Here is a 23745-nt window from a genome sequence, read left to right as displayed (position 1 = left end):
GGCCGAGCGCACGGTCGATCGGCTCTGGACTGTCGTCGGCAATCTGCTCGACGCCTTCACCCCAACCGAGTGCGCAAACTACTTCGCTGCCGCCGGTTACGATCCGGAGTAGGTGGAAACCGCTCTAAGACCGGGGACAGGCCCGACGGTTGGGGCGGCCGGTAGGTCGGCCGCGCGGATTCCTCGAGGTCCTGCTGGCTGGATGGAAGCTTCGGACGTCCAAAGGGTATCGGCATCGGGCGGGGCAGGAGGCTGGTGTTTCACGGCTGACCCGAGTTTCAACCGCATCAGCCGGCAGCATGATCCCCTGACGGGAATTCGGCCTCGGCCGGGCCGGCTTTGCGACGAGCCCCCGGTTCATGGGCGAGCCCCATTTCGCCAGGAGCGAGGGGAGTTCGACAGGCGCGAGGGGAGAAAAAGCCGTCCGGGCGGCGTTGGCGTCTCGTAGGCGAGGGATGCGCCGAGTGGCCGGCGTTCCCCTCGCTTCTCCCTGACCCGAGGAGAGACGGCACCATGGCGCCGCGTGATCCGGATCTAAGCTTCTTGACCCTGCCCGACGTCACGCTGCAGGTCGCCACGGCCGGCCCTCGGGATGGAACGCCGACGATCCTTCTCCATGGGTTTCCCGAGGCTTGGTTCGGCTGGCGCAATCAGATCAACGCCTTGGCAGCGTCAGGATTGCGCATCATCGTCCCCGATCAACGCGGATACAATCGGAGCAGCAAGCCTCGGCTTCTCTCGGCCTATCACCTCGACCGGCTCGCCGACGATGTCCTGGCGCTGGCGGACCATTTCGGCGCCGAGCAGGTTCAGGTGGTCGGGCACGATTGGGGCGGGATCGTCGCCTGGTGGCTCGCCGCCCGTAACCCCGAGCGCATCCGTCGCCTCGTCATCCTGAACGCGCCCCATCCCGACGTGATCGGGGCCTATACGCGTCGACACCCAATCCAGGCACTCCGATCCTCGTACGTCGCCGCTTTCCAGATCCCTCGATTGCCGGAGGCAGCTCTTCGTGCGGGAAACTTCCGTGCCCTACGCCAGACCTTGCGCCTGACGAGCCGGCCCGGAACCTTCACCGAAGCGGATCTCGAACGCTATGCCGAGGCCTGGACACAGCGCGGTGCGCCGACGGGCATGCTGAACTGGTATCGGGCATTGCGCCTGAAGCGCCGGACGCAGGACGGGCCGATCGGCGTGCCGACACACATCCTCTGGGGCCGGAAGGATTTCGCCCTCTCGCCCGGCCTTGCCACGGAGAGTTTGGCCCGTTGCACGCAGGGCCAGCTCACCTGGTTTCCCGAGGCGACGCACTGGCTGCACCATGAGGCGATCGACGCCGTCAACGTGGCGCTCCGCGAATTCCTGACGCGCTGATCCGCCCGGTGTAGGCCCGCAATCCGGTTGACCTTCGGGTGGGATTCGGATGAGGCCCGTGCGAGCGCGGCCCGATGCCTGCGCGGACGGAGTTCAGCGTTGATCCCCTCGCCTCCCTGGGTCTCCATCGACACCAGCGCCATTCCGGGCACCAAGGCCCGGCTGACCCTTCTGCAACAGGGCGATGCCTACTCGATCCAGGTCGGGGATGCGGAGCTGATGACCAATCTGGATCGTCGCTCGGAACAGGCGCTCGCCACGATCGCCTGCGAGCGGCTCCGGGATCGCCCTGCCCCGCGCGTCCTCATCGGTGGACTCGGCATGGGCTTCACCCTTCGGGCGGCGCTCGCCGCGCTTGGACCGGAGGCGTGCATCGTCGTCGCCGAACTCATTCCCGCGGTGGTGACCTGGGCACGTGGCCCCCTCGCCCACCTCTTCGCGGGCAGCCTCGACGATCCCCGCGTCACGATCGTGGAGGAGGATGTGAACCGATTGATCCAGTCAGGACCGGAGCAGTTCGACGCCATCCTGCTGGATGTCGACAATGGCCCCTCGGGGATGACCCGGCGGGAGAATGACCGCCTGTATGATGCCTGGGGTCTCAAGCGAGCCCATTACGCCCTGCGGAAGGGCGGCATCCTGGGAGTCTGGTCGGGCAAGCCGGATCGTCGCTTCAAGGCGCGCCTGCGCCTGCATGGATACGGGGTCGACGAGGTCCGGGTTCATGCCAAAGAGGGCAACGACGGGCCTCGTCACGTTCTCTGGATGGCGACGCGGCCCGAGGCGCCTCTGACCTTCGCGGCACCCTGACCCTGGGTCGGCCCGGCCTTCGATGAGGGCCGAGCCGACGTCGCATCAGTAGCTGTAGTTGCGACGCGGACCGGAGGCGGGCTGGCCGTAGCCCGTGCCGCGTGGCTCGACCCGCGAACCGTAATCGATCTCCCGCTGACGCCGCGCCTGACGGTTCGCCAGATAGCGACCGCCGAGGCAACCCGCGACCGCACCGACGACGCCGCGCTCGGCGAGGTAGTGCCCGGCGATCCCGCCGATGATGGCGCCCTTGATGCACCCCTTGGCTTCCGCCGCCCCGACGCTGCCGAAGGTGAGAAGGGCGAGGGCCGACGCTGTCGCAATGATCCGCATGGTGAAACTCCTGGCTGCTGTGTCGAAGAAACAGCCTTGCCCCTGCGCCGTTCCCCGGGTCGATACGGCAGCGCGCGCGGGAATCCGGGCCTCTCTCCGCGGGGAGCGACGGCTGTGATGCTGCGGGGTTAATCCCGGAAAATTCACATTTCCTGCATCTGTGTCCAGGCGGCCGCATGCAAGATAAGCCGAAGCGTATCTAAGGTGCCGGCAGTTGCCGGACCGTCATCGGGTTGAGCGACGCCATGGGGTTTCTCAATGATGACATCGCGTTACACGCGTCCGGTCGGGGTTTTGCTCGGGCTGATTGCGGCGGTCTTGGCCAACGTCTCCGCGCATGCCGTCCAGGCTTCCGGGACTGCGGAGCGAGCGGGGTCGAAGCCTTCGGGCGCGTCTCCGAAAACCGATGGCACGGCCAAGACCGGAGCGGATTCCGGTGCTGGCGACGACAAAGCCGCGAAGGAGGTCGATACCGAACATCTGTTCGGCTTCACCGAGGGCGCCGATACGGGCGAGAAGGGCGAGCAGGAGGTTGTGGTCGATACGGTGTCCCGGCTGGGCAAGCGGCCGGCCGGTCCCGGCCGAGGCCGCTACCGCGTTCTCGACACCAAGCTCGGCTATCAGTTCGATCCGATGGACAAGTTGAGCATCGAGATCGGAGCCTTCGGCAACCTTCGAAACGTCCGCAACATTACCGACCTCGACGACAAGTCCTACGGCACCTTCGATGGCATATCCGTCGAAGTGAAATATCAGTTTCTCAAGAGCAGCAAGGAGCAGCCCCTCGGCCTCGCCCTCGAAGTGAGGCCCCGGTTTGCCCGCGTGCTACCGATCGAGGGCAACGGAGCCGACATCTTCGACCTCGAGAGCGTGCTGCAACTCGATGTTCAGGTGGTGCCGGACAAACTCTGGTACGGCAGCAACATCAGCTTCGAGCCGGCGGCCGGGCGCCAGCGCGGCGTCGGGGCATCCGGCTATCGCTCGTCCACCTTCCTCTGGTCGAACGCCCTCGTGGCGCGGGTCGGGGACAGCACCTATCTGGGGCCGGAAGTCCGTTACCTGCGGGGCTATAACGGCACGTTTCTCAACGACTTGGAGAGCCAGGCGGTCTTCGTCGGCCCGGCCCTCCATCACCGCTTCACCGAGAAGACCTGGTTCACCTTGGCCTATGCCGGACAGGTCTGGGGCCGGGACAGGGATTCGACCCTGGCCGGTCGCGGCCTGGGCCTGAACCAGTTCGAGCGGCACAACCTTCGGGTTAAATTCGGCATGGAATTCTAGATCCCGCGGCGGCGTCCGGCGCTCAGTTCGGCAGACCCATCTGCTTGCGCAGGCTCTTGTCGAAGAGGTGGGCCGGCGCGAAGCGGCGGAGCAGGCTCACCTGGCGGGCGACCTTTCCGGCGGTGTAGCGGCGGCGGGGCACGGCTGCGGCGGCGGCCTCCACCACTCTTCGGGCGACGACCTCCGGGGCGTCGGCGGTCGCCATCACGGTCCGCAGCATCGTGTCCGCACCGGCGCGGGCCTCTGCGTAGATGCTCAGTTGTGCATCGGGCACGACCAGGTTCTGGTCGAAGGACGTCCGGGTATAGGCGGGTTCCACCAGGACGACGCGGATGCCCTGGCCACGGATCTCATGGTCGATGGATTCCGAATAGCCTTCCAACGCATGCTTACTCGCGGCGTAGAGCGCCATGTAGGGCGCCGGTACCAAGCCGAGGACGGAACTGATGTTGACGATGCGGCCGCTCTTCTTGGCGCGCATGGTCGGCAGGACCGCCCGAATGGTGCGGATGACGCCGAACAGATTGACGTCGAAGAGCGTCTGCGCCTGCGCGACCGAGGATTCCTCGGCGCCACCGCTGATGCCGTAGCCGGCATTGTTGACGAGGAGATCGATCCGGCCGGTCTCGTCCAGGACGGTGCGGACCATGGCGGCCACGGAGGCTTCGTCGGTGATGTCGCAGGTGAGCAGGGTGCCGGCATCTCCCAGGGCGCCGCCGGGCCGCCGGCTCGTCCCGAACACCCGATAGCCGGCGGCCTGCAGGGCCCGAACGGTGGCGAGGCCGATGCCCGAGGAGGCTCCGGTGACGATGGCGGTCTTCTGGATGGCTTGGCCCATGGCGCTCTCCTGGCAGGGCCGACCTGCCGGCCCGTCCCCTTATAGATGACGTATGTAATGTAAAACGGCAAGCGGAGCCGCGTGCTGCGCCGCACGTCTGCGCCCGTTCAGGCCCTCGTCGGCTGAGTCTCCGTCGCGTCTCCGTCGCGCGCTTCAGGGTGAAATCGCGGGATTGCAGACCCGTGTATTCCCCGAGGGTCGCGTCGAGGTCGCGCGGGCTTCGTCGAGGACGCGGGCCACATGACGCGCGTCTCGGCCGAGACCGTCGTGGATCTGGTGCCGGCAGCTGGTTCCGTCCGCGACGACGAGATCGTCGGGACCGGCGGCCCGGAGGGCCGGGAACAGCGACAGCTCGGCCATGGCCAGGGACACGTCGATGGTGTCGGCTCCGTACCCGAAGGCACCCGCCATGCCGCAGCAGCTCGACTCGATCACCCGGACGTCGAGGCCCGGCACCGCTCGCAGCACGGACTCGACGGCGCCCATCGCGCCGAAGGCCTTCTGGTGGCAATGGCCGTGGAGATGGGCGACCCGGCCGCCCTGATCGGCGAGGGGCAGGTCGATCCGGCCGGCCTGGAGGTCGGCGGCCAGCAGCTCCTCGAACAGCAGGCTGGCCCGTCCGAGTTCGGCCGCCTCGGGTCCGGGCAGGAGCGAGGCGAACTCGTCCCGGAAGGTGAGCAGGCAGGACGGTTCGAGGCCGACGATCCGGGCGCCGGCCCGGACATAGGGCAGCAGCGCCGTGAGCGTCCGCCGCGCCTCGGCCCGGGCCCGGTCGGTCTGGCCGGAGGCGAGGTAGGTCCGGCCGCAGCAGAGCGGGCGGCGTCCGCGATGCGGGAAGACCCGATGCAGGCGATAGCCGGCGGCGAGCAGCACCCGCTCGGCGGCCTCCAGGTTCTCGCGCTCGAAGGCCCGGTTGAAGGTGTCGCCGAACAGGACGATGTCGCGAAAATCGCCGGTGACGTCGGAGGGATGGGCGGGCTCGCCCGATTCGCGCCAGGGCCGGCGCCATTGCGGCAGCGTCCGGCGCGCCGAGAGGCCGACCAGCCGCTCGGACAGGCGGGCCAGGGCCGGCAGGCGGTCCCGCAGGTTGAGAAGCGGGGCCAGCCGGGCGGCCGTGCTGGCGTAGAGCGGCAGCGCCGCCACCAGGCGCTCCTTGAGGGGCAGGCCGTGCCGGGCATGGTAATGGTGCAGGAACTCGATCTTCATCTTGGCCATGTCGACGCCGGTCGGGCACTCGCGCCGGCAGGCCTTGCAGGAGACGCAGAGGTCCAGGGTCCGCTTCATCTCCGGACCGGTGAAGGCGTCCGGTCCGAGCTGGCCCGAGATGGCGAGCCGCAGGGAATTGGCCCGGCCCCGGGTCAGGTGCTGCTCCTCCTTGGTGACGCGGTAGGACGGGCACATGGCGCCGCCGGCGAGCTTCCGGCAGGTGCCGTTGCTGTTGCACATCTCGACGGCGGGGCCGAAGCCGCCCCAGTCGGACCAGTCGAGGGCCGGCACGGTCGGCTCGGTCACGGCGTAGCCCGGCTGGAAGCGCATCAGCGACCGGTCGTCCATGCGCAGCGGCCGGACGATCTTGCCGGGGTTGAGGCGGTTGTCCGGGTCGAATCCGTCCTTCACCGCCTCGAAGGCGCGGGTCAGGCGTGCCCCGAACATCGGCTCGATGTACTCCGAGCGCGAGATGCCGTCGCCGTGCTCGCCGGAATAGGAGCCCTTGAAGCGCCGGACCGCGGCGCTGGCCTCCTCGGCGATGGAGCGCATCTTGGCGACGTCGCCGCCCTGCTTCATGTCGAGGATCGGGCGGACATGCAGGCAGCCCACCGAGGCGTGGGCGTACCAGGTGCCGCGGGTGCTGTGCCGGGTGAACACCTCGGTGACGGCGTCGGTATAGTCGGCCAGGTGCTCCAGGGGCACCGCGCAATCCTCGATGAAGGAGACCGGCTTGGCGTCGCCCTTCATCGACATCATGATGTTGAGGCAGGCCTCGCGCACCTCCCAGACGGATCTCTGCCGGACCGGTTCGGGCACCTCCACCACGGCGCCGGTGAAGCCATGGTCGCTCATGCAGGCGTCGAGGCGCTTCAGGTCGGCCAGGAGCGTCGCCCGGTCGTCGCCGGCGAATTCCACCAGCAGCAGGCAGTTCGGGGTGCCGCGGGTGATGTCGGCGAGCGTGGTGCGGAACAGCGGAATGTCGGCGCCCAGCACCAGGACGTTGTTGTCGACCAGTTCGACCGCCACGGGATCGAGGTCCACCAGCGCCTTCGTGGTCTCCATGGCGGCGCGGAAGGACGGAAAATGGCAGACGCCCATGACCCGGTGGGCGGGCAGCCGCGACAGCTTCAGGGTGACGCTGGTGGTGGCCGCCAGCGTGCCCTCCGAGCCGACGAGCAGGTGGGCGAGGTTCGGCCGCGGCTCGATCAGGGCGTCGAGGTTGTAGCCGCCGACCCGGCGCTGGACCTGCGGGAAGCGGGCCAGGATTTCCGCGCGCTCCGACTCGGCCAGCGCCCGCATGGCGGCGGCCAGGGACTCGGCGCGGCCCGAGCCTGTCACGCCTGAACCGGTCACGCCCGTGCTGTCGTTGCCGGTCGGCCCGAAGCCGAACGGAACCCCGTCGTGGAACAGGGCCTCCATGGCGAGGACGTTGTCGCTCATCTTGCCGAAGCGCAGCGAGCGCGCACCGCAGGAATTGTTGCCCGTCATGCCGCCGATGGTGCAGCGGGTCGCCGTGGAGGGCTCGACGGGGAAGAACCAGCCGTCGGCCTTCACCCGGCTGTTGAGCTGTTCCAGCACGATGCCGGGCTCCACCGTGACGGTGCCGGCCTGCGGATCGTAGGCGCGGATGCGGTTGAAGTGGCGCGAGCAGTCGACCACCAGCCCGCGCCCGATCGGCTGGCCGTTCTGCGAGGTGCCGCCGCCGCGCAGGATGACGGGCACGTCGTGCTCGGCCGCGATCTTCAGGGTGGCGGCGATGTCGGCGGCGGAGCGGGGCAGGACCACGCCGGCCGGGACGATCTGGTAGATCGAGGCATCGGTGGCGTAGCGTCCGCGGGTGAAGGCGTCGAAGCGCGCCTCTCCTTCCAGCGCCTCGGCCAGCCGCCGGGGCAGCCCGGCATTCCGGCGGGTGGCGGCACGCGGCGCGACGAAGGGCTCAGCCGTGGCGGTCATGCATCGGGTCCTCGCGCGGGGCCGATGGGGCCGCCGCGCCGCGAGACGGGAAGAGAGCGGGAAGAATGAGAGCGGGAAGAAAAAGAGCGGAAAGGATGCCGGATAGAACGAAAGCGAGGCGGGGAACGGGTCCAAGACCCGATGCGTCCGAGGCCTGACAGGGTGGCGGCCCGCCGCGATGCGGATAAGATAACCCGCAAAATCTGCATGCAAAATAGGGGGGTACCATGATCGACCTGTACAGCGACACCCAGACGCGGCCGACGCCGGGGATGCGGGCCGCGATGGCGGCGGCCGAGGTCGGCGACGAGCAATCGGATTCCGATCCGACCACCCTGGCCCTGTGCGCGCGGGTGGCGGACCTGCTCGGGCAGGAGGCCGGCGTGTTCATGCCCTCCGGCACGATGTGCAACCTCGTGGCGATCCTGGTGCAGACCCGGCCCGGCGACGAGATCATCGTCGATGACCAGTCTCACATCTACAACACCGAGGCCGCCGGCTCGGCGGCGATCGGCGGCGTGTCCGTGGCGGCGCTGAAGACCCCGGCGGGGGTCTACACGCCGGAGGCGTTCGAGGCCGCGATCCGGGTTCCGGCTCGCACCGCGCCGCGCTCGGCCCTGGTCTCGATCGAGCAGACCACCAGCTTCTCGGGCGGCTCGGTCTGGGATCTGGCCGATATGCGGCGCATCCGCGACATCGCCAAAACCCGCGGGCTCAAGGCCCATATCGACGGGGCCCGCCTGCTGAACGCCGTGGCGGCCACGGGCGTCGCCGCGAAAGCCTATGCGGAGGGTTTCGACAGCGCCTGGATCGACCTGAGCAAGGGGCTCGGCTGCCCGGTCGGTGCCGTCCTGTGCGGCGACCGGGACTTCATCACCCAGGCCTGGCGCTGGAAGTACCGCCTCGGCGGCGCCATGCGCCAGTCCGGCATCCTGGCGGCGGCGGGGCTCTACGCGCTCGATCACCATGTCGACCAACTGGCCCGCGACAACGCCCACGCGGCCCTGCTGCGCGACCGGATCGCGGGTGCGCCGGGCCTCGCCATCGCGGCCGGGGCGGCCCAGTCCAACATCCTGTGCTTCTCCGTGGCGCCCCTCGGGGTCACGGCCGCCCGTTTCGCCGAGGCCTGCCTGGCGCAGGACATCCGGGTCCGGGCGATCGGCGCCCACGAGATCCGCGCTACCACCCATCTGGAGGTCGACGAACCCGGAATCCTCCGGGCGGCGGACGTGATCCGCGCCGAGGCCGAACGGCTGTCGGCCCTGCGGGACTGACACGGGGCTCGCTCGCGCGATTCGGAGACGGGTCTGGCCGCAGCGCGGGGCCCGCGCATCCCCTCTCTCGGCCGCTGCGCGACCACCCTCCCCCGCAGAGGGGGAAGGGTCGACCCGTGCCGGGACGAGACCCTCGCGGGGTCTGCGAGATCGAGGCGTGGACGCCATGACTCCCGGGGAGGAGCGTCGTTCGGGGCCGGATTTCGCCAACCCGGTCGTGTTCTGCCCATCCGGTTCCATCGACCGGACGCGGTCCGAACCCTCACCGAGCAGGATGACCGCCAGGGCAACCGCCATCGCCCCGGGTCACCCCTCGGTCGCGTCGGGGGCGGGGGCGGCTTCGCGGACGGCAGCGGCCTTGCGCTTGTTGCGCAGGTGCCGGAACAGGATGTCGCTCAGCTCATGGCCGGCCCGCCGGTGCAGGGCGTCGAGGATCTCCTCGTGCTCGCGCATCGCCTCGCCCCACCGGTCCCGGTTCTGGTCGAGATTGGCCGAGTAGCGCACCCGGCGCAGGCGGCCGGCGAAGTTGGCGTAGGTGGTGGCCAGGGGCTCGTTGTCGGCGGCGCGCACGATGCGGTCATGGATCGCCTGGTTGCAGGCGAAGTAGCCGTGCAGGTCCCGGCGCAGGTACGACGCGTACATCTCGTGGTGCAGGCGCTCGATCTCCGCATAGGCCGCGTCGCTGATCTTCTCGCAGGCGAGCCGGCCGGCCAGGGCCTCGAGGCCGCCCATCACGTCGAAGAGCGCCACCATCTCGTCGGCGCCGAGCTGGCGCACCCGGGCGCCCCGGTTCGGCAACAGATCGATCAGCCCCTCGGAGGCCAGCACCTTCAGGGCTTCGCGCAACGGGGTGCGGGAGATGCCGAAGCGCTCGCACAGCAGGCGCTCCGGCACCCGGGCGCCGGGCGCCAGGTTCCCCTCCACGATGTAGTCGCGCAGGTTGGCCAAGAGCGTGCCGTGCAGGGAGGCGACGGCGAGGATTGGCAGTCCCGTGGGCGCGGCGGCGGCGCCCGCGTCGGTCGCGGGATCCGGGGCGGACTCAAGCATCATCGTTCCAGATTTATCAGCCCGAAGCGGCGGGGTCGAGCGGAACCGTTCGCAAAATAGTGCTTGTGCGTTCGAAAAATGAATGCAAATTTCGGGGCAACGCAATTGAAACCGGGGCTCGTCGCCGACAATCGCGCGCTGCGTTCCGGCACCGCGCAGGATTTCCGGCACCGTTCTGGTCCTCGGGACGGTCCGGCACCGCCGGTCGGACCGGTTCCGCCTCGGACCCGGACTTCCCCGTCGCCTGCTCCCCAATCGCCCTGCGAGGCCCGCGATGACGACACGCACCGGACGCCACTTCCTGCACATCCCGGGGCCGAGCCCCGTGCCCGAGCGCGTCCTGCGCGCCATGGACATGCCGGTGATCGACCATCGCGGGCCGGATTTCGCCAAGCTCGGCCGGGCGGTTCTGGAAGGGGCCCAGGCGGTGTTCCAGACCCGCGCCCCGGTGATCCTGTATCCGGGCTCGGGCACGGGGGCCTGGGAGGCCGCCATCGTCAACACGCTCTCGGCCGGCGACCGGGTGCTGATGTTCGAGACCGGCCACTTCGCCACCCTGTGGCGCCAGATGGCGGCCCGCTGGGGCATCGAGGTCGAGTTCGTGCCCGGCGACTGGCGCCGCGGCGTCGACCCGGCCCGGGTCGAGGCCATCCTGGCCGAGGACCGCGCGAAGTCGATCAAGGCCGTGATGGTGGTTCACAACGAGACCTCCACGGGCGTGACCAGCCGGATCGCCGAGATCCGCAAGGCCATCGACCGGGCCAACCACCCGGCCCTGTTCCTGGTCGACACGATCTCGGGTCTCGGCTCGGCCGAGTACGCTCACGACGCCTGGGGCGTCGACGTCTCGGTGAGCTGCTCGCAGAAGGGCCTGATGCTGCCGCCCGGCCTCGGGCTCGTCGCCCTGTCGGACCGGGCGCTCGCCGCCACGAAGACCGCGACGTTGCCGCGCTCCTATTGGGACTGGCAGGAGATGCTCAAGCCGAATGCGGCCGGATACTTCCCCTATACGCCGGCCACCAACCTGCTCTACGGCCTGCGCGAGGCCATCGCCATCCTGATGGAGGAGGGCCTGCCCCAGGTCTTCGCCCGCCACCAGCGCCTTGCGGCCGCCACCCGTGCCGCCGTCGAGGCCTGGGGCCTCGAGGTCCTGTGCCAGGAGCCGTCGGAATACTCGCCGGTGCTCACCGCCGTGGTGATGCCGCAGGGCCACGACGCCGACGCCCTGCGCAACCTGATCCTCGACAAGTACGACCTGTCCCTCGGGACCGGGCTCGCCAAGGTCGCCGGCAAGGTCTTCCGCATCGGCCATCTCGGCGAGACCAACGACCTCATGCTGATGGCGGCCCTGTCCGGCGTCGAGATGGGCCTGAAGGCGGGCGGCGTGCCGCACACGCGCGGCGGCGTGCTGGCGGCGATGGATGCGCTCCGTTCCGGCCTCGACGACTGAGCGACACCTCCGGCGGACCCGACAGACCGTCATTCCGGGGCGCCGAAGGCGAGCCCGGAATCCAGGTCCGCCGACGGTGCCGGACGCGATCGAACCTACGGTTCTGGATCTCGGGCTCCGCTGCGCGGCCCCGGAATGACGAAGGGCCTGGGACGAAGACTTCGTAAAACTGAAAGCCCCTAACGCCAGCCGATTACACCGATCCTGCGTGCCCCCGCAAAAAAGCCCGGCGATCAGACCGGGCGGGGTGTCGCGTTCAACTGGAGGAAACCCCGATGACGCCAGCAACTGGACGCGTCTCCGCGTCAGTCCCTGCCAAACGACGCGTCTCCGCGTCGAATATGGTCCTGTTCCTGCTGTGCCTGATGTACTTCGTCACCTATCTCGACCGGGTGAACATCGCGACGGCGGGCGGCGAGATCATGAAGGATCTCGGGATGTCGAACACTCAGTTCGGCCTGATCCTGTCCGCCTTCGCCTACCCCTACGCCATTTTCCAGGTCATCGGCGGATCGGTCGGCGACAAGTTCGGCGCCCGCCGGACCCTGCTGGTCTGCGGCCTGATCTGGGCCTCGGCGACGATCCTCACGGGTCTCGTCGGCGGCCTGATCAGTCTGTTCCTCGCCCGCGTGCTGCTCGGCTTCGGCGAGGGCGCGACCTTCCCGACCGCCACCCGCGCCATGCAGAACTGGACCGCGCCGGGCAAGCGCGGCTTCGCCCAAGGCATCACCCACGCCTTCGCGCGGCTCGGCAACGCGGTGGCGCCTCCCATCGTCGCCTTCCTGATCTACCAGTTCGGCTGGCGCATCGGCTTCGTCATCCTGGGCGTCGCGAGCTTCGCCTGGGTCGTCGTCTGGTACGCGTATTTCCGCGATGACCCCAAGGACCATCCGGCGATCACGCCGGAGGAACTCGCGGTGCTGCCGCCGCCGAGCAAGGTCGGCGCCAAGCAGACCGTGCCCTGGGGCCGCCTGACCCGGCGCATGCTGCCGGTGACGGTGACCTATTTCTGCTACGGCTGGACCCTGTGGCTGTTCCTCGGCTGGCTGCCGAGCTTCTTCAAGCTGAATTACGGCCTCGACCTGAAGAACTCGGCCCTGTTCGCCTCGGGGGTGTTCTTCGCCGGCGTCGTCGGCGACACCCTCGGCGGTGTCTTCAGCGACCGCATTCTCAAGAAGACCGGCAACCTCAAGCTGGCCCGGCTCAGCGTCATCGTGGTCGGCTTCCTCGGCGCGGCCGCGAGCCTCACCGGCGTGTTCTTCACCCGCGACCTGACCCTGGTGGCGCTGCTGCTCAGCTCGGGCTTCTTCTTCGCCGAGCTGGTGATCGGCCCGATCTGGTCGGTGCCGATGGACATTGCACCGAAATATTCGGGCACGGCCGCCGGCCTGATGAACACCGGCTCGGCGGTGGCGGCGATCATCTCGCCGATCGTCTTCGGGATGATCGTCGACATGACGGGAAGCTGGACCCTGCCCTTCGCCGGCTCCATCGGCCTGTGCCTGCTCGGCGCCGGCCTCGCCTTCACCATGCACCCCGAGCAGCCCTTCGTGGAGGCGCCGGAGGTGCCTCTGGGGCGGGTCGTGCCGGCGGAGTAGCGGGCTCCCGTCTCCCCACGGCTGGCGCTGTGCTCGTCGGAAACCCAGGCGCAGCACCACGTCATCCCGGGGCCGCGCAGCGGAGCCCGAGATCCAGAGCCGCCGACGGCGTCAGATCCTGCACCTCCCGAGTGTCTGGATTGCACGCCTCCGGCGCGCCGGAATGACGGCGTGGTGCCCTGCGAGCGAGGCGAGGAGATGCGGGCGGACTTTGCCGCCGTCAGCGACATTCCAGCCGGCGGGCTGCGCCCGATTCCGGCACAACACAGGAGCCCGGCACGATGGACCAAGCCGTGCACGACACCCTCACCCCGCGCCCCCTGCCCCTCGCGGGCCTGCGCGTCCTCGACGTGACGCAGGTGATGGCCGGTCCGGTCTGCAGCATGCTGCTGGCCGATCTCGGGGCCGACGTGATCAAGGTCGAGCCGCCCGGCACCGGCGACCAGACCCGGGGCGCCATGGGGTTCAAGATGAAGGGGCCCGACAGCATGGGCTTCCTCAACATGAACCGGAACAAGCGCAGCCTCGCCCTCAACCTGAAGAGCCCGGCCGGGCGCGACCTCCTGCTCGACATGGCCGAGACCGCCGACATCGTGGTCGAGAACTACCGCCCCGGCGTCATGGCCCGGCTCGGCCTCGGTTACGAGGCGATGCGGGCGCGCAATCCGGGCCTGATCTATGCCAGCATCTCGGGCTTCGGACAGTCGGGTCCCTGGGCCAAGCGCCCGGGCTACGACCTGATGGCCCAGGCCATGTCCGGCGTGATGAGCGTCACAGGCCATCCCGGCGGGCCGCCGGTGAAGGCCGGCGTGCCGGTGGCGGATATCGGCTGCGCGCTGTTCGCGGTCTATGGCATCCTCAGTGCGTATATCGGCCGGCAGGTCAGCGGCGCGGGCCAGTACATCGACGCGTCGCTGTTCGACTCGGCCCTGGCCTTCTCGATCTGGGATACGAGCGAATACTGGGGCACCGGCCGGATTCCGGAGCCGCTCGGCACCGCTAACCGCATGAGCGCGCCCTATCAGGCGGTGCGGGCGGCGGACGGCTACTTCGTCATGGGGGCGACCAACCAGAAGCTCTGGCGCCTGCTCTGCGACGTGCTCGGGCGCGAGGACCTTCTAACCGACGAACGTTTTCGCGATATCGCCGGGCGGCTTGCCCACCGAGAGGCCCTGATCGCCGCGCTGGAGACGAGCTTCGCGGCCAGGAACGCCGAGGATTGGGTGAGCGATCTGCTCGCCGCCGGCATCCCGGCCGGGCGCATGAACACCTACCCGGAGGCCTTCGAGAGCGAACACGGCCGCCATCGGCAGATGCGGATCGAGGTGCCGCACCCGATCGAGGGCAGCGTTCCGAATATCGGCTTTCCGGTGAAGCTCTCGGGCACGCCCGCCGAGGTGCGCCGGCACGCGCCGCTGCTCGGCGAGCACACCGACGAGGTCCTGCGCGAGTTCGGGCTGACCAGCGAGGCGATCGCGCGCCTGCGCGACGACGGGGCCTTCGCCGCATGACCCGCCCCGCCGATGACGGCGCGGTCCGCTACCGGGTCGAGGGCGGCGTCGCCCATCTCACCTTCGACCGCCCGTCCGCCCGCAACGCGATGACGTTTGCGATGTACGAGGCCCTCGCCGAGGCCCTGGGGCGGATCGAGGCCGACCCGGCGGTGCGGGTCGCCGTGCTGCGCGGCGCCGGCGGCAAGGCCTTCGTGGCCGGCACCGACATCGAGCAGTTCGTCGGGTTCACGGGACAGGACGGCGTCGCCTACGAGGCCCGCATCGACGGCTACATCGCCGGTCTGGAAGCCGTCCGGGTGCCGACCGTGGCGGTGATCGAGGGCTTCGCGGTGGGGGGCGGCCTCGCCATCGCCAATGCGTGCGACATCCGGATCGCCGAGGCCGGGGCGCGCTTCGGCGTGCCGATCGCCCGGACCCTGGGCAATTGCCTGTCGCCCGCCAACCTGCGCCGCCTGACCGCGACCCTCGGCCCGAGCCTCGTCGCCCGCATGTTGCTGCTGGCCGAGATGCCCAGCGCCGAGACCCTGGCGCCGCTGGGCTACCTCGCCGCCGTGGTGGCGCCGGACGCCCTCGAGGCGGAGGTCGCCGGCATCTGCGACCGGCTTCTCGGCCATGCCCCCGTGACCCTGCGGGTGACCCGTGCGATGCTGCGCCGCCTCGCCCGGGACGCGGAAGCGGACGCGACCGACCTGATCGCCGAGTGCTACGGCAGCCGGGATTTCGCCGAGGGCGTCGAGGCCTTCCTGGCCCGGCGGCCCGCCGCCTGGACGGGCACCTGAACCCGGATCGGATCGCCATGACCCTCTACGCCCTCGGCCCCCATCACCCGCAGCTCGCCGAGGCGGGCCGCGTCTGGATCGCGCCCGGGGCGCACGTGATCGGGCAGGTCCATCTCGGCCGCGACGTCTCGATCTGGTTCGGCGCCACCCTGCGGGGCGACAACGACACCATCCGGATCGGCGACCGCTGCAACATCCAGGACGGGGCGGTGCTGCATGTCGATCCCGGCTTTCCCCTCGATCTCGGCGACGACGTCACCGTGGGGCACCGCGCCATCGTGCATGGCTGCACCATCGGGGCCGGCACCCTGATTGGCATGGGCGCCACGATCCTCAACGGCGCCCGCATCGGCCGCAACTGCCTCGTCGGCGCCAACGCGCTGGTGACCGAGGGCAAGGAATTTCCCGACAACAGCCTGATCGTCGGCGCCCCCGCCCGGGTCGCCCGGACCCTCGATGAGGCCGCCGCCGCCCGGCTCGCCCGCACGGCCGAGAGCTACGTCGCCAACGGGCGCCGCTACCGCGAAGAGCTTCTGGCGCTCGGCTGACACGCCCGCTCGACGAACGGGCGCGCCCGCGCGGAACGCCGGCGTCAATGCCGGGCGAGCGCCGCCTTCAGGCGCACGGGATCGACCCGCGTCAGCACCACCTCGCTCGATCCGTCGCCCGCGAAGCTCGCGAAGGCGAAGCGGCCCTGGTCGTCCCAGGCATCCGAGCCCGTGTGGACGTTGAGCCGCTCCAGGCGGGGATCGAGGTCGGCGAGGCTGCACAGGCGGGTCGCGGCGCCTGTCGCGAGGTCGACTTCGTAGAGCGAGGACGGCCCTGTGCCCGGGACGTAGCTGGTCACCGCCGCATAGGCCGTCCGGCCGTCGGGGGCGACCTGGAACATCCAGAAGAAGCTGGCGGTCCAGTCGAGCGTCACCCGGCCGAGGGCGGTCCAGGTTTCGGGCGTCCCCGCCGCGGCCTCGGTGAAGCGGTAGAGGTAGCCCTTGTCGTCGGCGGCGTAGCAGAGCCCGCGCGCGGGCAGGCAGCGGCCGACCTCCAGGGCGCGCGGCGCCTGCAGGGCGAAGTCCGGCCGCGCCACCATGCCCTGATGGGGATCGTAGCTGTAGAGGTGGCCGTAGATGGCGGGGTCGTGCGCCGGCCCGGTGAGCGGGTTGCCGGCCGAGAAGTAGAGGCGCCCGCGCGCATCGGTGAACATGAAGCGGCCGGTATAGACGAAGGGGCGATCGTAGGCGGCGGGCCGCCCGAGGGACGCGGTGGTGCCGGCGGCGACGTCGTAGCGGACGATCTCGGCGGTCGGCACCACCGCGCCGTAGATCACGTTGCGCGCGGGATCGCCGGCCAGCGTCACCAGGCTGCCATGCGGCAGGCCGGTGCCGCCCGGCTCGGCGGCGCTGAGGTCGGTGAAGCGGGCCGTGGCCGGGTCGTAGGCGTAGAGGTGGAAGCCGCGCCGGTCGCGGTAGCCGTCGTCCAGGTTCGAGCGGTCCATGGTGCCGACATAGACCTTGCCGCCGAACCACAGCGGCCGGGTGTGGAACTTCTCGGCGGTCTCGCCGGGCTTCCAGTTGCCGGCGGCTTCCGAGGCGGACCGGGCATCGCCGGCGAGCCGCAGCGTGTCGCTGCCGGCGGGCAGGCGGTACAGGGCTGCGTTGGTGCGGTGGTCCATTCCGGCGACGTAGAGGTCGCCGTTCGGGGCCGAGCCCGTTGCGTGCCAGCTCTGGGTCGGGTGCAGCCCGTTCGGCGTGTCCGGCAGGGTCCAGAGATGGACCCCGTCGAGGCGCCCGGCGACCCCGGATGTCGCGACTTCGGTCGGGGCGACTTCGGCTGGGGCGATCTGGGCAGGCGCGCGGTTGGCCGGTGTGGAGGTCGGCTGGTCGGGAGCCGACGCCGCCGGCGCGGCCAGGGCGGGGGCGGGACGCGTGTTCGCGGCGAGGAGTCCCGCGAAAGCGAGCCCCAGGGCGGCGGTGACGGCATCGAGGCGCATGCGGGGGGCTCTCCGGGACGGGACGAACGCGCTGTCCGAACGGGGTGTCGGGGCCTTTGTCGAAATCCGGCTGTCGGTATCTGGGTGTCGAGATCTGGGTGTCGAGATCTGGGTATCGCGGCGTTGGGCGCCGGGTTTGCCGACGGACCCTGATCCACCCGGAAGGTGGCGGCATCCGGGCGCCGTCCGGGCGGGTGCCGGAGCCCTGCCGGATCAGAGTTCGGGCGGCGCGCCGGGATTGCCCTCGTGGCGGTCGCGCTGGGCGGCGGCCCGGGCGAGGACCAGGAGGGTGACCGGGGTCGTGATGGTGAGAAAGATGCCGATCAGGGCATCGCGCAGGACGAGGCGCCCCTCGATCAGCGACAGCAGCACCATCGAACTCGTCAGGATCAGGGCCATGCCCAGGGTGGCACCGAGCGTCGGCGCGTGGACGCGCTCGTAGAACGTCCGCAGGCGAATGAGGCCGAGGGCACCGGTCAGCGAGAAACCGGCGCCGGTGATCGCCAGCGCGACCACCAGCCAGGCCGCCCAGACGGGCAATGCCGCGCCGGTCACTGGATCACCTCGCCCTGCATCAGGAACTTGGCCAGCGCCACCGTGGCGGTGAAGCCGACCATGCCGAGGATCAGCGCCGCTTCGAAGTAGAGGCCGCTGCCGGTCCGCATGCCGTGGACCACGATCGCCAGCATCCCGTTGAGGTAGAGGGTGTCGAGGCCGAGGATCCGGTCCTGCGCGCGCGGGCCGCGCAGCATCCGCCAGACGGCGATGGCCATCGCCAGCACCAGCATTCCCTGCGCGAGGCCAAGCCCCCCATCGAGCACCGCGATGGCCGTCATGCCGGAAACTCCATCAGGAAAAGATCGTCATGAGAGGGCGCTCGTAGCGGTCCTTGACCCGCCGCACCCATTCGTCCCCGCCGGTCTCGTCGAGTACGTGCAGGAGCAGGCTCCCGCTCTGGGAATCGTACTGGACCCAGAGCGTTCCGGGCGTGCCCGTCAGGATGATCGACAGCGCCGCGAGTCCGAAGGGATCGCGCAGGTCGAGGGGGATCGTGACGAAGCCGGTCCGTCGCTCGCCGCGGCGGAGCCCGAGGATGATCCGGGCGACGTCGATGTTCGAGCGCACCATGTCGTAGACCACGAGTCCGGCGAGCCGCACGAGGGTGCCGGGCGCGCGCACCCGGACCGCCGGGGGACGTAAGGCCCGCATCACGGCGGGAACCGCCAGTCCGACGAGGAGCGCCAGCACGGCGCTTCCCGGGGTCAGCGGCGCGTTCAGCAGGAGCCAGGTCAGGGCGAGGCCGAGCGACAGCCAGGGATAGGGCAGCAGCCGCGTCACGATCCGGCGCCCTCCTGGTTGCCGAGCACGGCCTGGATGTAGGCCTGCGGCTGCGCGAGCCAGCGCACGGTCTCGTCCGCGTAGGCGAGGGCCGGACCGCCCCAGAGGGCGAGCGCCATGCAGGCCGCGAGCAGCCCGGCCAGGGCCGCGAACTCGGTGGGATGCAGCACCGGCGGCGGGTCGTCGCTCGGAACCCAGAGGGTGAGGATGCCGAGGCGCACCAGCGGCATCAGGGTGCCGAAGCTCGACAGCGTCAGGGCGGCGATCAGGGCCCAGGCCGAGGCCGTGATCGGGCCGCTGGCCAGCCCCGTGAACAGCGCGAGCTTACCTACGAACCCGGCGAGCGGCGGAAGGCCGGCCAGCATCAGCGTGCAGACCACGAAGCCGCAGCCCAGGATCGCCACCGCCGCCGGAAACGCCCGGCCGATCTCGGTCGCGTCGGCGTCGTCGAAGGGATCGCGGTACTCGTCCGCGAATACCGCCTGCCGGGCCTCGCCCGGGTCGCGGCCGCGTTGCAGGATCTCGGCCAGCAGGAACAGGGCGGCGGCCGCCAGCGTCGACCCGAGGAGGTAGTACAGCGCTCCGGCCAGCGCCCGGTCGCCTCCGGTGCCGAGGGCGGCCAGCACCGTGCCGGACGAGATCATCACCGCGTAGCCCGCCGCTCGGGTGAGGTCGCGGGCGGCCAGCAGGCCGATGGTGCCGTACGCCATGGTCGCCAGCCCGGCGGCCAGCAGCCAGGTCTGTCCGAATCCCTGCGAGGTCCCGGCGCCGAACAGCAGCAGGCTGAGGCGGACCACGACGTAGATGCCGACCTTGCTGAGGATCGCCAGGATCGCGGCCGCCGGCGCGCTCGCCGCCGCATAGGTCGTCGGCAGCCAGAACCCGAGCGGCCAGGCGCTGCACTTGATCAGGAAGGCGATGCCCAGCACGGCGCAGCCGATCTCGAACAGGGCCGGTTCGGTCGCCGGGCCGGCGAGCCGACGGGCGAGGTCGGCCATGTTGAGCGTCCCCATGGTGCCGTAGATCAGGCTGACGCCGACGAGGAAGAACAGCGAGGCGACGAGGTTCACCGCGATGTAGCCGAGCCCGGCCCGGATGCGGACCTCGCCCGAGCCGTGCAGGACGAGGCCGTAGGAGGCGGCCAGCATCACCTCGAAGAACACGAACAGGTTGAACAGATCGCCGGTGAGGAAGGCGCCGTTGACGCCCATCAGCAGCAGCAGGAACAGGCCGTGAAAGCGCGGTCCGGCCCGGCCCCAGCGGGCGAAGGAGAACACCAGGGCGCACAGGCCGAGCACGCTGGCCAGCGCCAGCATCAGGGCCGAGAGCCGGTCCGCCACCAGCACGATGCCGTAGGGCGCGGCCCAGTTGCCGAGGCGGTAGACCTGCGCGCCGGCCTCGACGCGCCCGACCAGCACGAGGGCGATGCCGAGCAGGACCAGCACCGTGCCGAGGCTCAGGGCCGCCTTCAGGCGGCGCCGACGCTCGTCGAGCAGGAACATCAGGCCCGCCACCGCGATCGGCAGCACGACCGGCAGCACCACGAGATGATCCGACCAGGCGGTGTCGGCGGAGGCAGTCAGGATTGCGGGACTCATGATTGCGGAAATTTCGGGAGCGGGAAGTCCGGCTGCGGGAAGTCCGGCTGCGAATCGGCCTGATGCGGCTCGCGACCGTCCACGTGGTCGCTGCCGGTGATGCCGCGGGCGGCGAGCAGGACGACGAGGAACAGGGCTGTCAGCGCGAAGCTGATCACCACGGCGGTGAGGACCAGGGCCTGCGGCACAGGATCGTCGACGGAGACGACCTCCGCGCCTGCCCCGAGCACCGGCGGCGCCCCGACGGTGAGCCGGCCCATGGCGAAGATGAACAGGTTGACGGCGTAGCTCAGGAGCGAGATCCCGAGCACGACCTGGAACGTCCGCGGCCGCAGCATCAGCCAGATGCCGGAGGCGGCGAAGACGCCGATTCCCAGCGAGAGCACGATTTCCATCAGGCAATCTCCCTCTCGGCGGCCCGTTCGGCCTCGGCCTCGACGGTGCGGGTGCGGCGCAGGGACTGGTGCGCCAGGGCGACCAGCATCAGGGCGCTCGCCCCCACCACCAGGACCATGATGCCGAGATCGAACAGCAGCGCGCTCGCCACCGGCACCTTGCCGAGCAGCGGCGGCTCCCAATAGGCGAAGAAGGCGGTGAGGAAGGGGCGCCCGAACAGCCAGGAGCCCGCTCCGGCCAGGACGGCGACCAGCAGGCCGATGCCGATCCAGGAAATCGGCTGGATGCGCAGGCGCGCCTCCACCCACTCGGCCCCTTGCGCCATGTATTGCAGCATGAACGCGATGGTGAGCGTGATGCCGCCGGCGAATCCCCCGCCCGGCAGGTCGTGCCCGCGCAGGAACAGGTGCAGGGCGAGCAGGACGATGAAGGGGAACAGCCACGTCATCACCACCCGGGGGACGAGGAGCGCGTCGGCGGTGGTGTCGCCGGGGCTGCGTCCGGCGCGGGCAGCGTCGTAGGCGTCGTGGCTGACCTGCTGCCGCGGCCGCTCCAGGCTGTCGGCGGCGGGGCGGAAGCGGCGCAGCAGGGCGAACACCGTGAGGCCGACGATGCCGAGGACGCAGATCTCGCCCAGGGTGTCGAAGGCCCGGAAATCGACCAGCAGCACGTTGACCACGTTGCGCCCGCCCGCCTTCGGGTAGGCCTCCTCCACGAACCAGCGGGCGATGCCGTCGACCGCCGGCCGCGTCATCACCGCGTAGGCGAGGCCGGCGAGGCCGAGCCCCGCGACGGCGGCGATGCCGAAATCGACGATGCGCCGGCGCCGGGCCCGCGCCGTTTCGGAGGCCGGGACCGGGATCGCCGCGTCGCGCTTCGGCAGCCAGCGCAGGCCGAGCAGCAGCATGACGGTGGTGACGATCTCGACCAGGATCTGGGTCACGGCGAGGTCGGGGGCGGACAGCCACAGGAAGGTCAGGCAGCTCACCAGCCCGGCGCCGCCGACGAAGATCGTGGCCGACAGGCGATGGTACTTCGCCCGCTCCGCCGCCCCGATCGCGCAGGCCGCGCCGACGAGCCACGTCAGCGCGAAGGCGGGATCGAAGGCCGTGCTGCGGCCGGGCGCGAACAGGTCGAGGCCCCGGATGGCCCCCGCCGTCGCGGCGGCCAGCAGCACGGTGAGGAAGAGGATGCGCAGCTGCACCTGGAGGCGCTCGCTGCCGAGGTGGCGCTCCCAGTGGCGGGCGCCGAGGACGAGGCCGGTCATCGTCCGCTCGAACAGGCGGCCGCCGTCGAGGCGGTCCATCAGCCAGGGACCGCCCCGGGGATTGGCGTTGATCCGCCGCCCGAACGCGCGGTAGAGCGCCACCCCGCCCACCAGGGCGACGACGCTGAGGGCCAGCGGCGCAGTGAAGCCGTGCCAGATCGCGAGGTCGTAATCGGGCGTGCGCTCGCCGAGCACTGACCGGACCGCGCCGGCCAGCAGCGGACCGATGGTGAGGTTGGGCACGAGGCCGATGGCGATGCAGACCAGCACGAGCAGTTCGATCGGGATGCGCATCCACCGCACCGGCTCGTGGGGGGCGTGCGGCAGGTCGTGCGGCGCCGGGCCGAAGAACGTCTGGCGGATGAAGCGCACCGAGTAGAGCATGGTGAAGGCGCTCGCCAGGGTCGCCAGCACCGGCAGGGCGAGGTTCAGCAGGTGCTCGCCGGCATTGTCGACCGCCTCCGCCAGGAACATCTCCTTCGACAGGAAGCCGTTGAGGAGCGGCACGCCCGCCATCGCGGCGGCGGCCACCATGGCCAGCGTCGCCGTGTAGGGCATCGCCCGCCACAGGCCGCTGAGGCGGCGCATGTCCCGCGTCCCGGTCTCGTGGTCGATGATCCCGGCCGCCATGAACAGCGACGCCTTGAAGGTGGCGTGGTTCACCGTGTGGAAGATCGCCGCCACCACCGCCAGCGGGGAGTCGAGCCCGAGCAGCAGGGTGATCAGCCCGAGATGGCTGATCGTGGAATAGGCCAGCAGGCCCTTGAGGTCGTGCTGGAAGATCGCGCTCCAGGCGCCCACCAGCATGGTCACCATGCCGGCGGTGCCGACGATCCAGTACCAGCTCTCGGTGCCGGCCAGCACCGGCCAGAGCCGGATCATGAGGAAGATGCCGGCCTTCACCATGGTGGCCGAGTGCAGGTAGGCGCTGATCGGCGTCGGCGCCGCCATCGCGCGCGGCAGCCAGATGTGGAACGGGAACTGGGCCGATTTGGTGAGCGCGCCGGCCAGCACCAGCACCAGGGCGGGCAGGTATAGCGGGCTCCGGCGGATCGTGTCGCCCGAGGCGAGCACCACGGCGAGGTCATAGCTGCCGACGATCTGGCCGATCAGCACCATGCCGACGAACAGGCAGAGCCCGCCGGCCGCCGTGATGGTGAGCGCCATCCGCGCCCCGTCGCGCGCCGACGCGTTGTCGGTCCAGTAGCCGATCAGCAGGAACGACACGATGCTGGTCAGCTCCCAGAACACCACCAGCTGGATCAGGTTGCCGGCGAGCACGATGCCCAGCATCGCGCCCACGAAGGCGAGCAGGTAGCTGAACAGGCGCGGCACCGGGTCTTCGGCGGCCATGTAGTAGCGCGCATAAAGCACCACGAGCGCGCCGATCCCCAGCACCAGAACGGCGAAGAGCCAGGACAATCCGTCGAGCCGCAGGACGAAGCGGACGCCGAGCGTCGGCAGCCAGTCCACCGTCCAGGCGACGGTGCCGGAGCCGGCGATCTCCGGATACAGGAGCCCGATGCAGACGAGGGACACCACCATGACGAAGCCGGCCAGGATCGCGGCGGCGTTGCGCGCCTGTCCGGGCAGACAGATCGCGACCACGCTGCCGAGGAAGGGCAGGATCGCGGCGGTGGCGAGAAGGAGGTGTGGCGGCATCAGCTCGGGCAATGGCAGGCGCGGTCGGACACGGGCA

General features: G+C 70.3%; 20 protein-coding genes and 1 pseudogene. 10 read left to right on the top strand and 11 right to left on the bottom strand.

The window, feature by feature from the left end; genetic code table 11:
- The 3 genes and pseudogenes from J7U37_RS02660 to J7U37_RS02650 form a co-directional block, all read left to right on the top strand.
- Positions 1–112, top strand: a pseudogene (locus J7U37_RS02660) (IS630 family transposase); the annotation flags it as partial.
- A 401-nt stretch (positions 113–513) separates the two neighbouring features.
- Positions 514–1374, top strand: a complete 861-nt coding sequence (locus tag J7U37_RS02655; RefSeq protein ID WP_247634730.1) for an alpha/beta hydrolase — start codon at positions 514–516, stop codon at positions 1372–1374.
- A 99-nt stretch (positions 1375–1473) separates the two neighbouring features.
- The gene (locus J7U37_RS02650) at positions 1474–2184 is read left to right on the top strand and encodes a hypothetical protein (RefSeq protein ID WP_244476799.1); all 711 of its coding nucleotides are present in this window, start codon (positions 1474–1476) and stop codon (positions 2182–2184) included.
- A gap of 45 nt (positions 2185–2229) precedes the next feature.
- Here J7U37_RS02650 and J7U37_RS02645 read toward each other — a convergent pair whose 3' ends face one another.
- Positions 2230–2517, bottom strand: coding sequence for a hypothetical protein (locus J7U37_RS02645; RefSeq protein WP_056182738.1), 288 nt, complete (start codon positions 2515–2517; stop codon positions 2230–2232).
- A gap of 258 nt (positions 2518–2775) precedes the next feature.
- On the opposite strand from J7U37_RS02645, the gene J7U37_RS02640 reads away from it, so the two are divergent.
- Positions 2776–3798, top strand: coding sequence for a hypothetical protein (locus J7U37_RS02640; RefSeq protein WP_247634729.1), 1023 nt, complete (start codon positions 2776–2778; stop codon positions 3796–3798).
- A gap of 22 nt (positions 3799–3820) precedes the next feature.
- Here J7U37_RS02640 and J7U37_RS02635 read toward each other — a convergent pair whose 3' ends face one another.
- Positions 3821–4636 carry an oxidoreductase gene (locus tag J7U37_RS02635; RefSeq protein WP_247634728.1) on the bottom strand — a complete coding sequence of 272 codons (816 nt, stop codon included), beginning with the start codon at positions 4634–4636 and terminating at the stop codon, positions 3821–3823.
- Positions 4637–4789: 153 nt separating this feature from the next.
- A complete protein-coding gene (locus J7U37_RS02630; protein ID WP_247634727.1) occupies positions 4790–7798 on the bottom strand; it encodes an FAD-binding and (Fe-S)-binding domain-containing protein in 3009 nt (1002 codons plus the stop codon).
- Between the two features lie 227 nt (positions 7799–8025).
- Between J7U37_RS02630 and J7U37_RS02625 the strand changes: the two genes are divergently transcribed.
- The gene (locus J7U37_RS02625; RefSeq protein WP_247634726.1) at positions 8026–9072 is read left to right on the top strand and encodes a threonine aldolase family protein; all 1047 of its coding nucleotides are present in this window, start codon (positions 8026–8028) and stop codon (positions 9070–9072) included.
- Between the two features lie 306 nt (positions 9073–9378).
- On the opposite strand, the gene J7U37_RS02620 is transcribed toward J7U37_RS02625, so the two are convergent.
- On the bottom strand, positions 9379–10122 hold the full coding sequence (locus J7U37_RS02620) for a GntR family transcriptional regulator (protein WP_056480296.1): 744 nt from the start codon (positions 10120–10122) through the stop codon (positions 9379–9381).
- 271 nt (positions 10123–10393) lie between these two features.
- Here J7U37_RS02620 and J7U37_RS02615 point away from each other — a divergent pair, with 271 nt between their 5' ends.
- The 5 genes from J7U37_RS02615 (at position 10394) to J7U37_RS02595 (ending at position 16008) form a co-directional block, all read left to right on the top strand.
- Positions 10394–11569 (top strand): aminotransferase class V-fold PLP-dependent enzyme, encoded by a 1176-nt coding sequence (locus J7U37_RS02615; RefSeq protein WP_247634725.1) that lies wholly within the window; start codon positions 10394–10396, stop codon positions 11567–11569.
- A gap of 275 nt (positions 11570–11844) precedes the next feature.
- Positions 11845–13167 carry an MFS transporter gene (locus J7U37_RS02610; RefSeq protein ID WP_056480287.1) on the top strand — a complete coding sequence of 441 codons (1323 nt, stop codon included), beginning with the start codon at positions 11845–11847 and terminating at the stop codon, positions 13165–13167.
- 281 nt (positions 13168–13448) lie between these two features.
- On the top strand, positions 13449–14678 hold the full coding sequence (locus J7U37_RS02605; protein ID WP_056182717.1) for a CoA transferase: 1230 nt from the start codon (positions 13449–13451) through the stop codon (positions 14676–14678).
- On the top strand, positions 14675–15460 hold the full coding sequence (locus J7U37_RS02600; RefSeq protein ID WP_056182714.1) for an enoyl-CoA hydratase: 786 nt from the start codon (positions 14675–14677) through the stop codon (positions 15458–15460). The genes J7U37_RS02605 and J7U37_RS02600 overlap by 4 nt, the downstream gene beginning before the upstream one ends.
- A 17-nt stretch (positions 15461–15477) precedes the next feature.
- Positions 15478–16008, top strand: coding sequence for a gamma carbonic anhydrase family protein (locus tag J7U37_RS02595; RefSeq protein WP_247634724.1), 531 nt, complete (start codon positions 15478–15480; stop codon positions 16006–16008).
- Between the two features lie 44 nt (positions 16009–16052).
- Here J7U37_RS02595 and J7U37_RS02590 read toward each other — a convergent pair whose 3' ends face one another.
- The 7 genes from J7U37_RS02590 to J7U37_RS02560 form a co-directional block, all read right to left on the bottom strand.
- On the bottom strand, positions 16053–17447 hold the full coding sequence (locus J7U37_RS02590) for a hypothetical protein (RefSeq protein WP_247634723.1): 1395 nt from the start codon (positions 17445–17447) through the stop codon (positions 16053–16055).
- Positions 17448–17660: 213 nt separating this feature from the next.
- On the bottom strand, positions 17661–18002 hold the full coding sequence (mnhG, locus tag J7U37_RS02585) for a monovalent cation/H(+) antiporter subunit G (RefSeq protein WP_056182705.1): 342 nt from the start codon (positions 18000–18002) through the stop codon (positions 17661–17663).
- Positions 17999–18283 carry a K+/H+ antiporter subunit F gene (locus tag J7U37_RS02580; RefSeq protein WP_056182702.1) on the bottom strand — a complete coding sequence of 95 codons (285 nt, stop codon included), beginning with the start codon at positions 18281–18283 and terminating at the stop codon, positions 17999–18001. The genes mnhG and J7U37_RS02580 overlap by 4 nt, the downstream gene beginning before the upstream one ends.
- A gap of 13 nt (positions 18284–18296) precedes the next feature.
- Complete coding sequence (locus J7U37_RS02575) at positions 18297–18785, bottom strand: Na+/H+ antiporter subunit E (protein ID WP_056480272.1); 489 nt, start codon at positions 18783–18785, stop codon at positions 18297–18299.
- Positions 18782–20383: a monovalent cation/H+ antiporter subunit D gene (locus J7U37_RS02570; protein ID WP_247634722.1), complete on the bottom strand. Its 1602-nt coding sequence runs from the start codon at positions 20381–20383 to the stop codon at positions 18782–18784. The genes J7U37_RS02575 and J7U37_RS02570 overlap by 4 nt, the downstream gene beginning before the upstream one ends.
- Positions 20380–20778, bottom strand: coding sequence for a Na+/H+ antiporter subunit C (locus J7U37_RS02565; RefSeq protein WP_247634721.1), 399 nt, complete (start codon positions 20776–20778; stop codon positions 20380–20382). Before J7U37_RS02565 ends, J7U37_RS02570 begins: the two co-directional genes overlap by 4 nt.
- The gene (locus J7U37_RS02560) at positions 20778–23708 is read right to left on the bottom strand and encodes a monovalent cation/H+ antiporter subunit A (RefSeq protein ID WP_247634720.1); all 2931 of its coding nucleotides are present in this window, start codon (positions 23706–23708) and stop codon (positions 20778–20780) included. The genes J7U37_RS02565 and J7U37_RS02560 overlap by 1 nt, the downstream gene beginning before the upstream one ends.
- Positions 23709–23745 lie beyond the last annotated feature (37 nt).

The organism is Methylobacterium sp. 37f (assembly GCF_023093475.1).
Lineage (GTDB): Bacteria > Pseudomonadota > Alphaproteobacteria > Rhizobiales > Beijerinckiaceae > Methylobacterium.
This window is presented reverse-complemented; position numbering and strand designations above follow the sequence as displayed.

What these genes read in the sequence shown, in the direction of transcription:
- J7U37_RS02655 (WP_247634730.1), top strand. Translation starts at nt 514, where the DNA reads ATGGCGCCGCGTGATCCGGATCTAAGCTTCTTGACCCTGCCCGACGTC.
- J7U37_RS02645 (WP_056182738.1), bottom strand. Translation starts at nt 2,517, where the DNA reads ATGCGGATCATTGCGACAGCGTCGGCCCTCGCCCTTCTCACCTTCGGC.
- J7U37_RS02640 (WP_247634729.1), top strand. Translation starts at nt 2,776, where the DNA reads ATGATGACATCGCGTTACACGCGTCCGGTCGGGGTTTTGCTCGGGCTG.
- J7U37_RS02635 (WP_247634728.1), bottom strand. Translation starts at nt 4,636, where the DNA reads ATGGGCCAAGCCATCCAGAAGACCGCCATCGTCACCGGAGCCTCCTCG.
- J7U37_RS02630 (WP_247634727.1), bottom strand. Translation starts at nt 7,798, where the DNA reads ATGACCGCCACGGCTGAGCCCTTCGTCGCGCCGCGTGCCGCCACCCGC.
- J7U37_RS02625 (WP_247634726.1), top strand. Translation starts at nt 8,026, where the DNA reads ATGATCGACCTGTACAGCGACACCCAGACGCGGCCGACGCCGGGGATG.
- J7U37_RS02620 (WP_056480296.1), bottom strand. Translation starts at nt 10,122, where the DNA reads ATGATGCTTGAGTCCGCCCCGGATCCCGCGACCGACGCGGGCGCCGCC.
- J7U37_RS02615 (WP_247634725.1), top strand. Translation starts at nt 10,394, where the DNA reads ATGACGACACGCACCGGACGCCACTTCCTGCACATCCCGGGGCCGAGC.
- J7U37_RS02610 (WP_056480287.1), top strand. Translation starts at nt 11,845, where the DNA reads ATGACGCCAGCAACTGGACGCGTCTCCGCGTCAGTCCCTGCCAAACGA.
- J7U37_RS02605 (WP_056182717.1), top strand. Translation starts at nt 13,449, where the DNA reads ATGGACCAAGCCGTGCACGACACCCTCACCCCGCGCCCCCTGCCCCTC.
- J7U37_RS02600 (WP_056182714.1), top strand. Translation starts at nt 14,675, where the DNA reads ATGACCCGCCCCGCCGATGACGGCGCGGTCCGCTACCGGGTCGAGGGC.
- J7U37_RS02595 (WP_247634724.1), top strand. Translation starts at nt 15,478, where the DNA reads ATGACCCTCTACGCCCTCGGCCCCCATCACCCGCAGCTCGCCGAGGCG.
- J7U37_RS02590 (WP_247634723.1), bottom strand. Translation starts at nt 17,447, where the DNA reads ATGCGCCTCGATGCCGTCACCGCCGCCCTGGGGCTCGCTTTCGCGGGA.
- J7U37_RS02580 (WP_056182702.1), bottom strand. Translation starts at nt 18,283, where the DNA reads ATGACGGCCATCGCGGTGCTCGATGGGGGGCTTGGCCTCGCGCAGGGA.
- J7U37_RS02570 (WP_247634722.1), bottom strand. Translation starts at nt 20,383, where the DNA reads ATGAGTCCCGCAATCCTGACTGCCTCCGCCGACACCGCCTGGTCGGAT.
- J7U37_RS02565 (WP_247634721.1), bottom strand. Translation starts at nt 20,778, where the DNA reads ATGGAAATCGTGCTCTCGCTGGGAATCGGCGTCTTCGCCGCCTCCGGC.
- J7U37_RS02560 (WP_247634720.1), bottom strand. Translation starts at nt 23,708, where the DNA reads ATGCCGCCACACCTCCTTCTCGCCACCGCCGCGATCCTGCCCTTCCTC.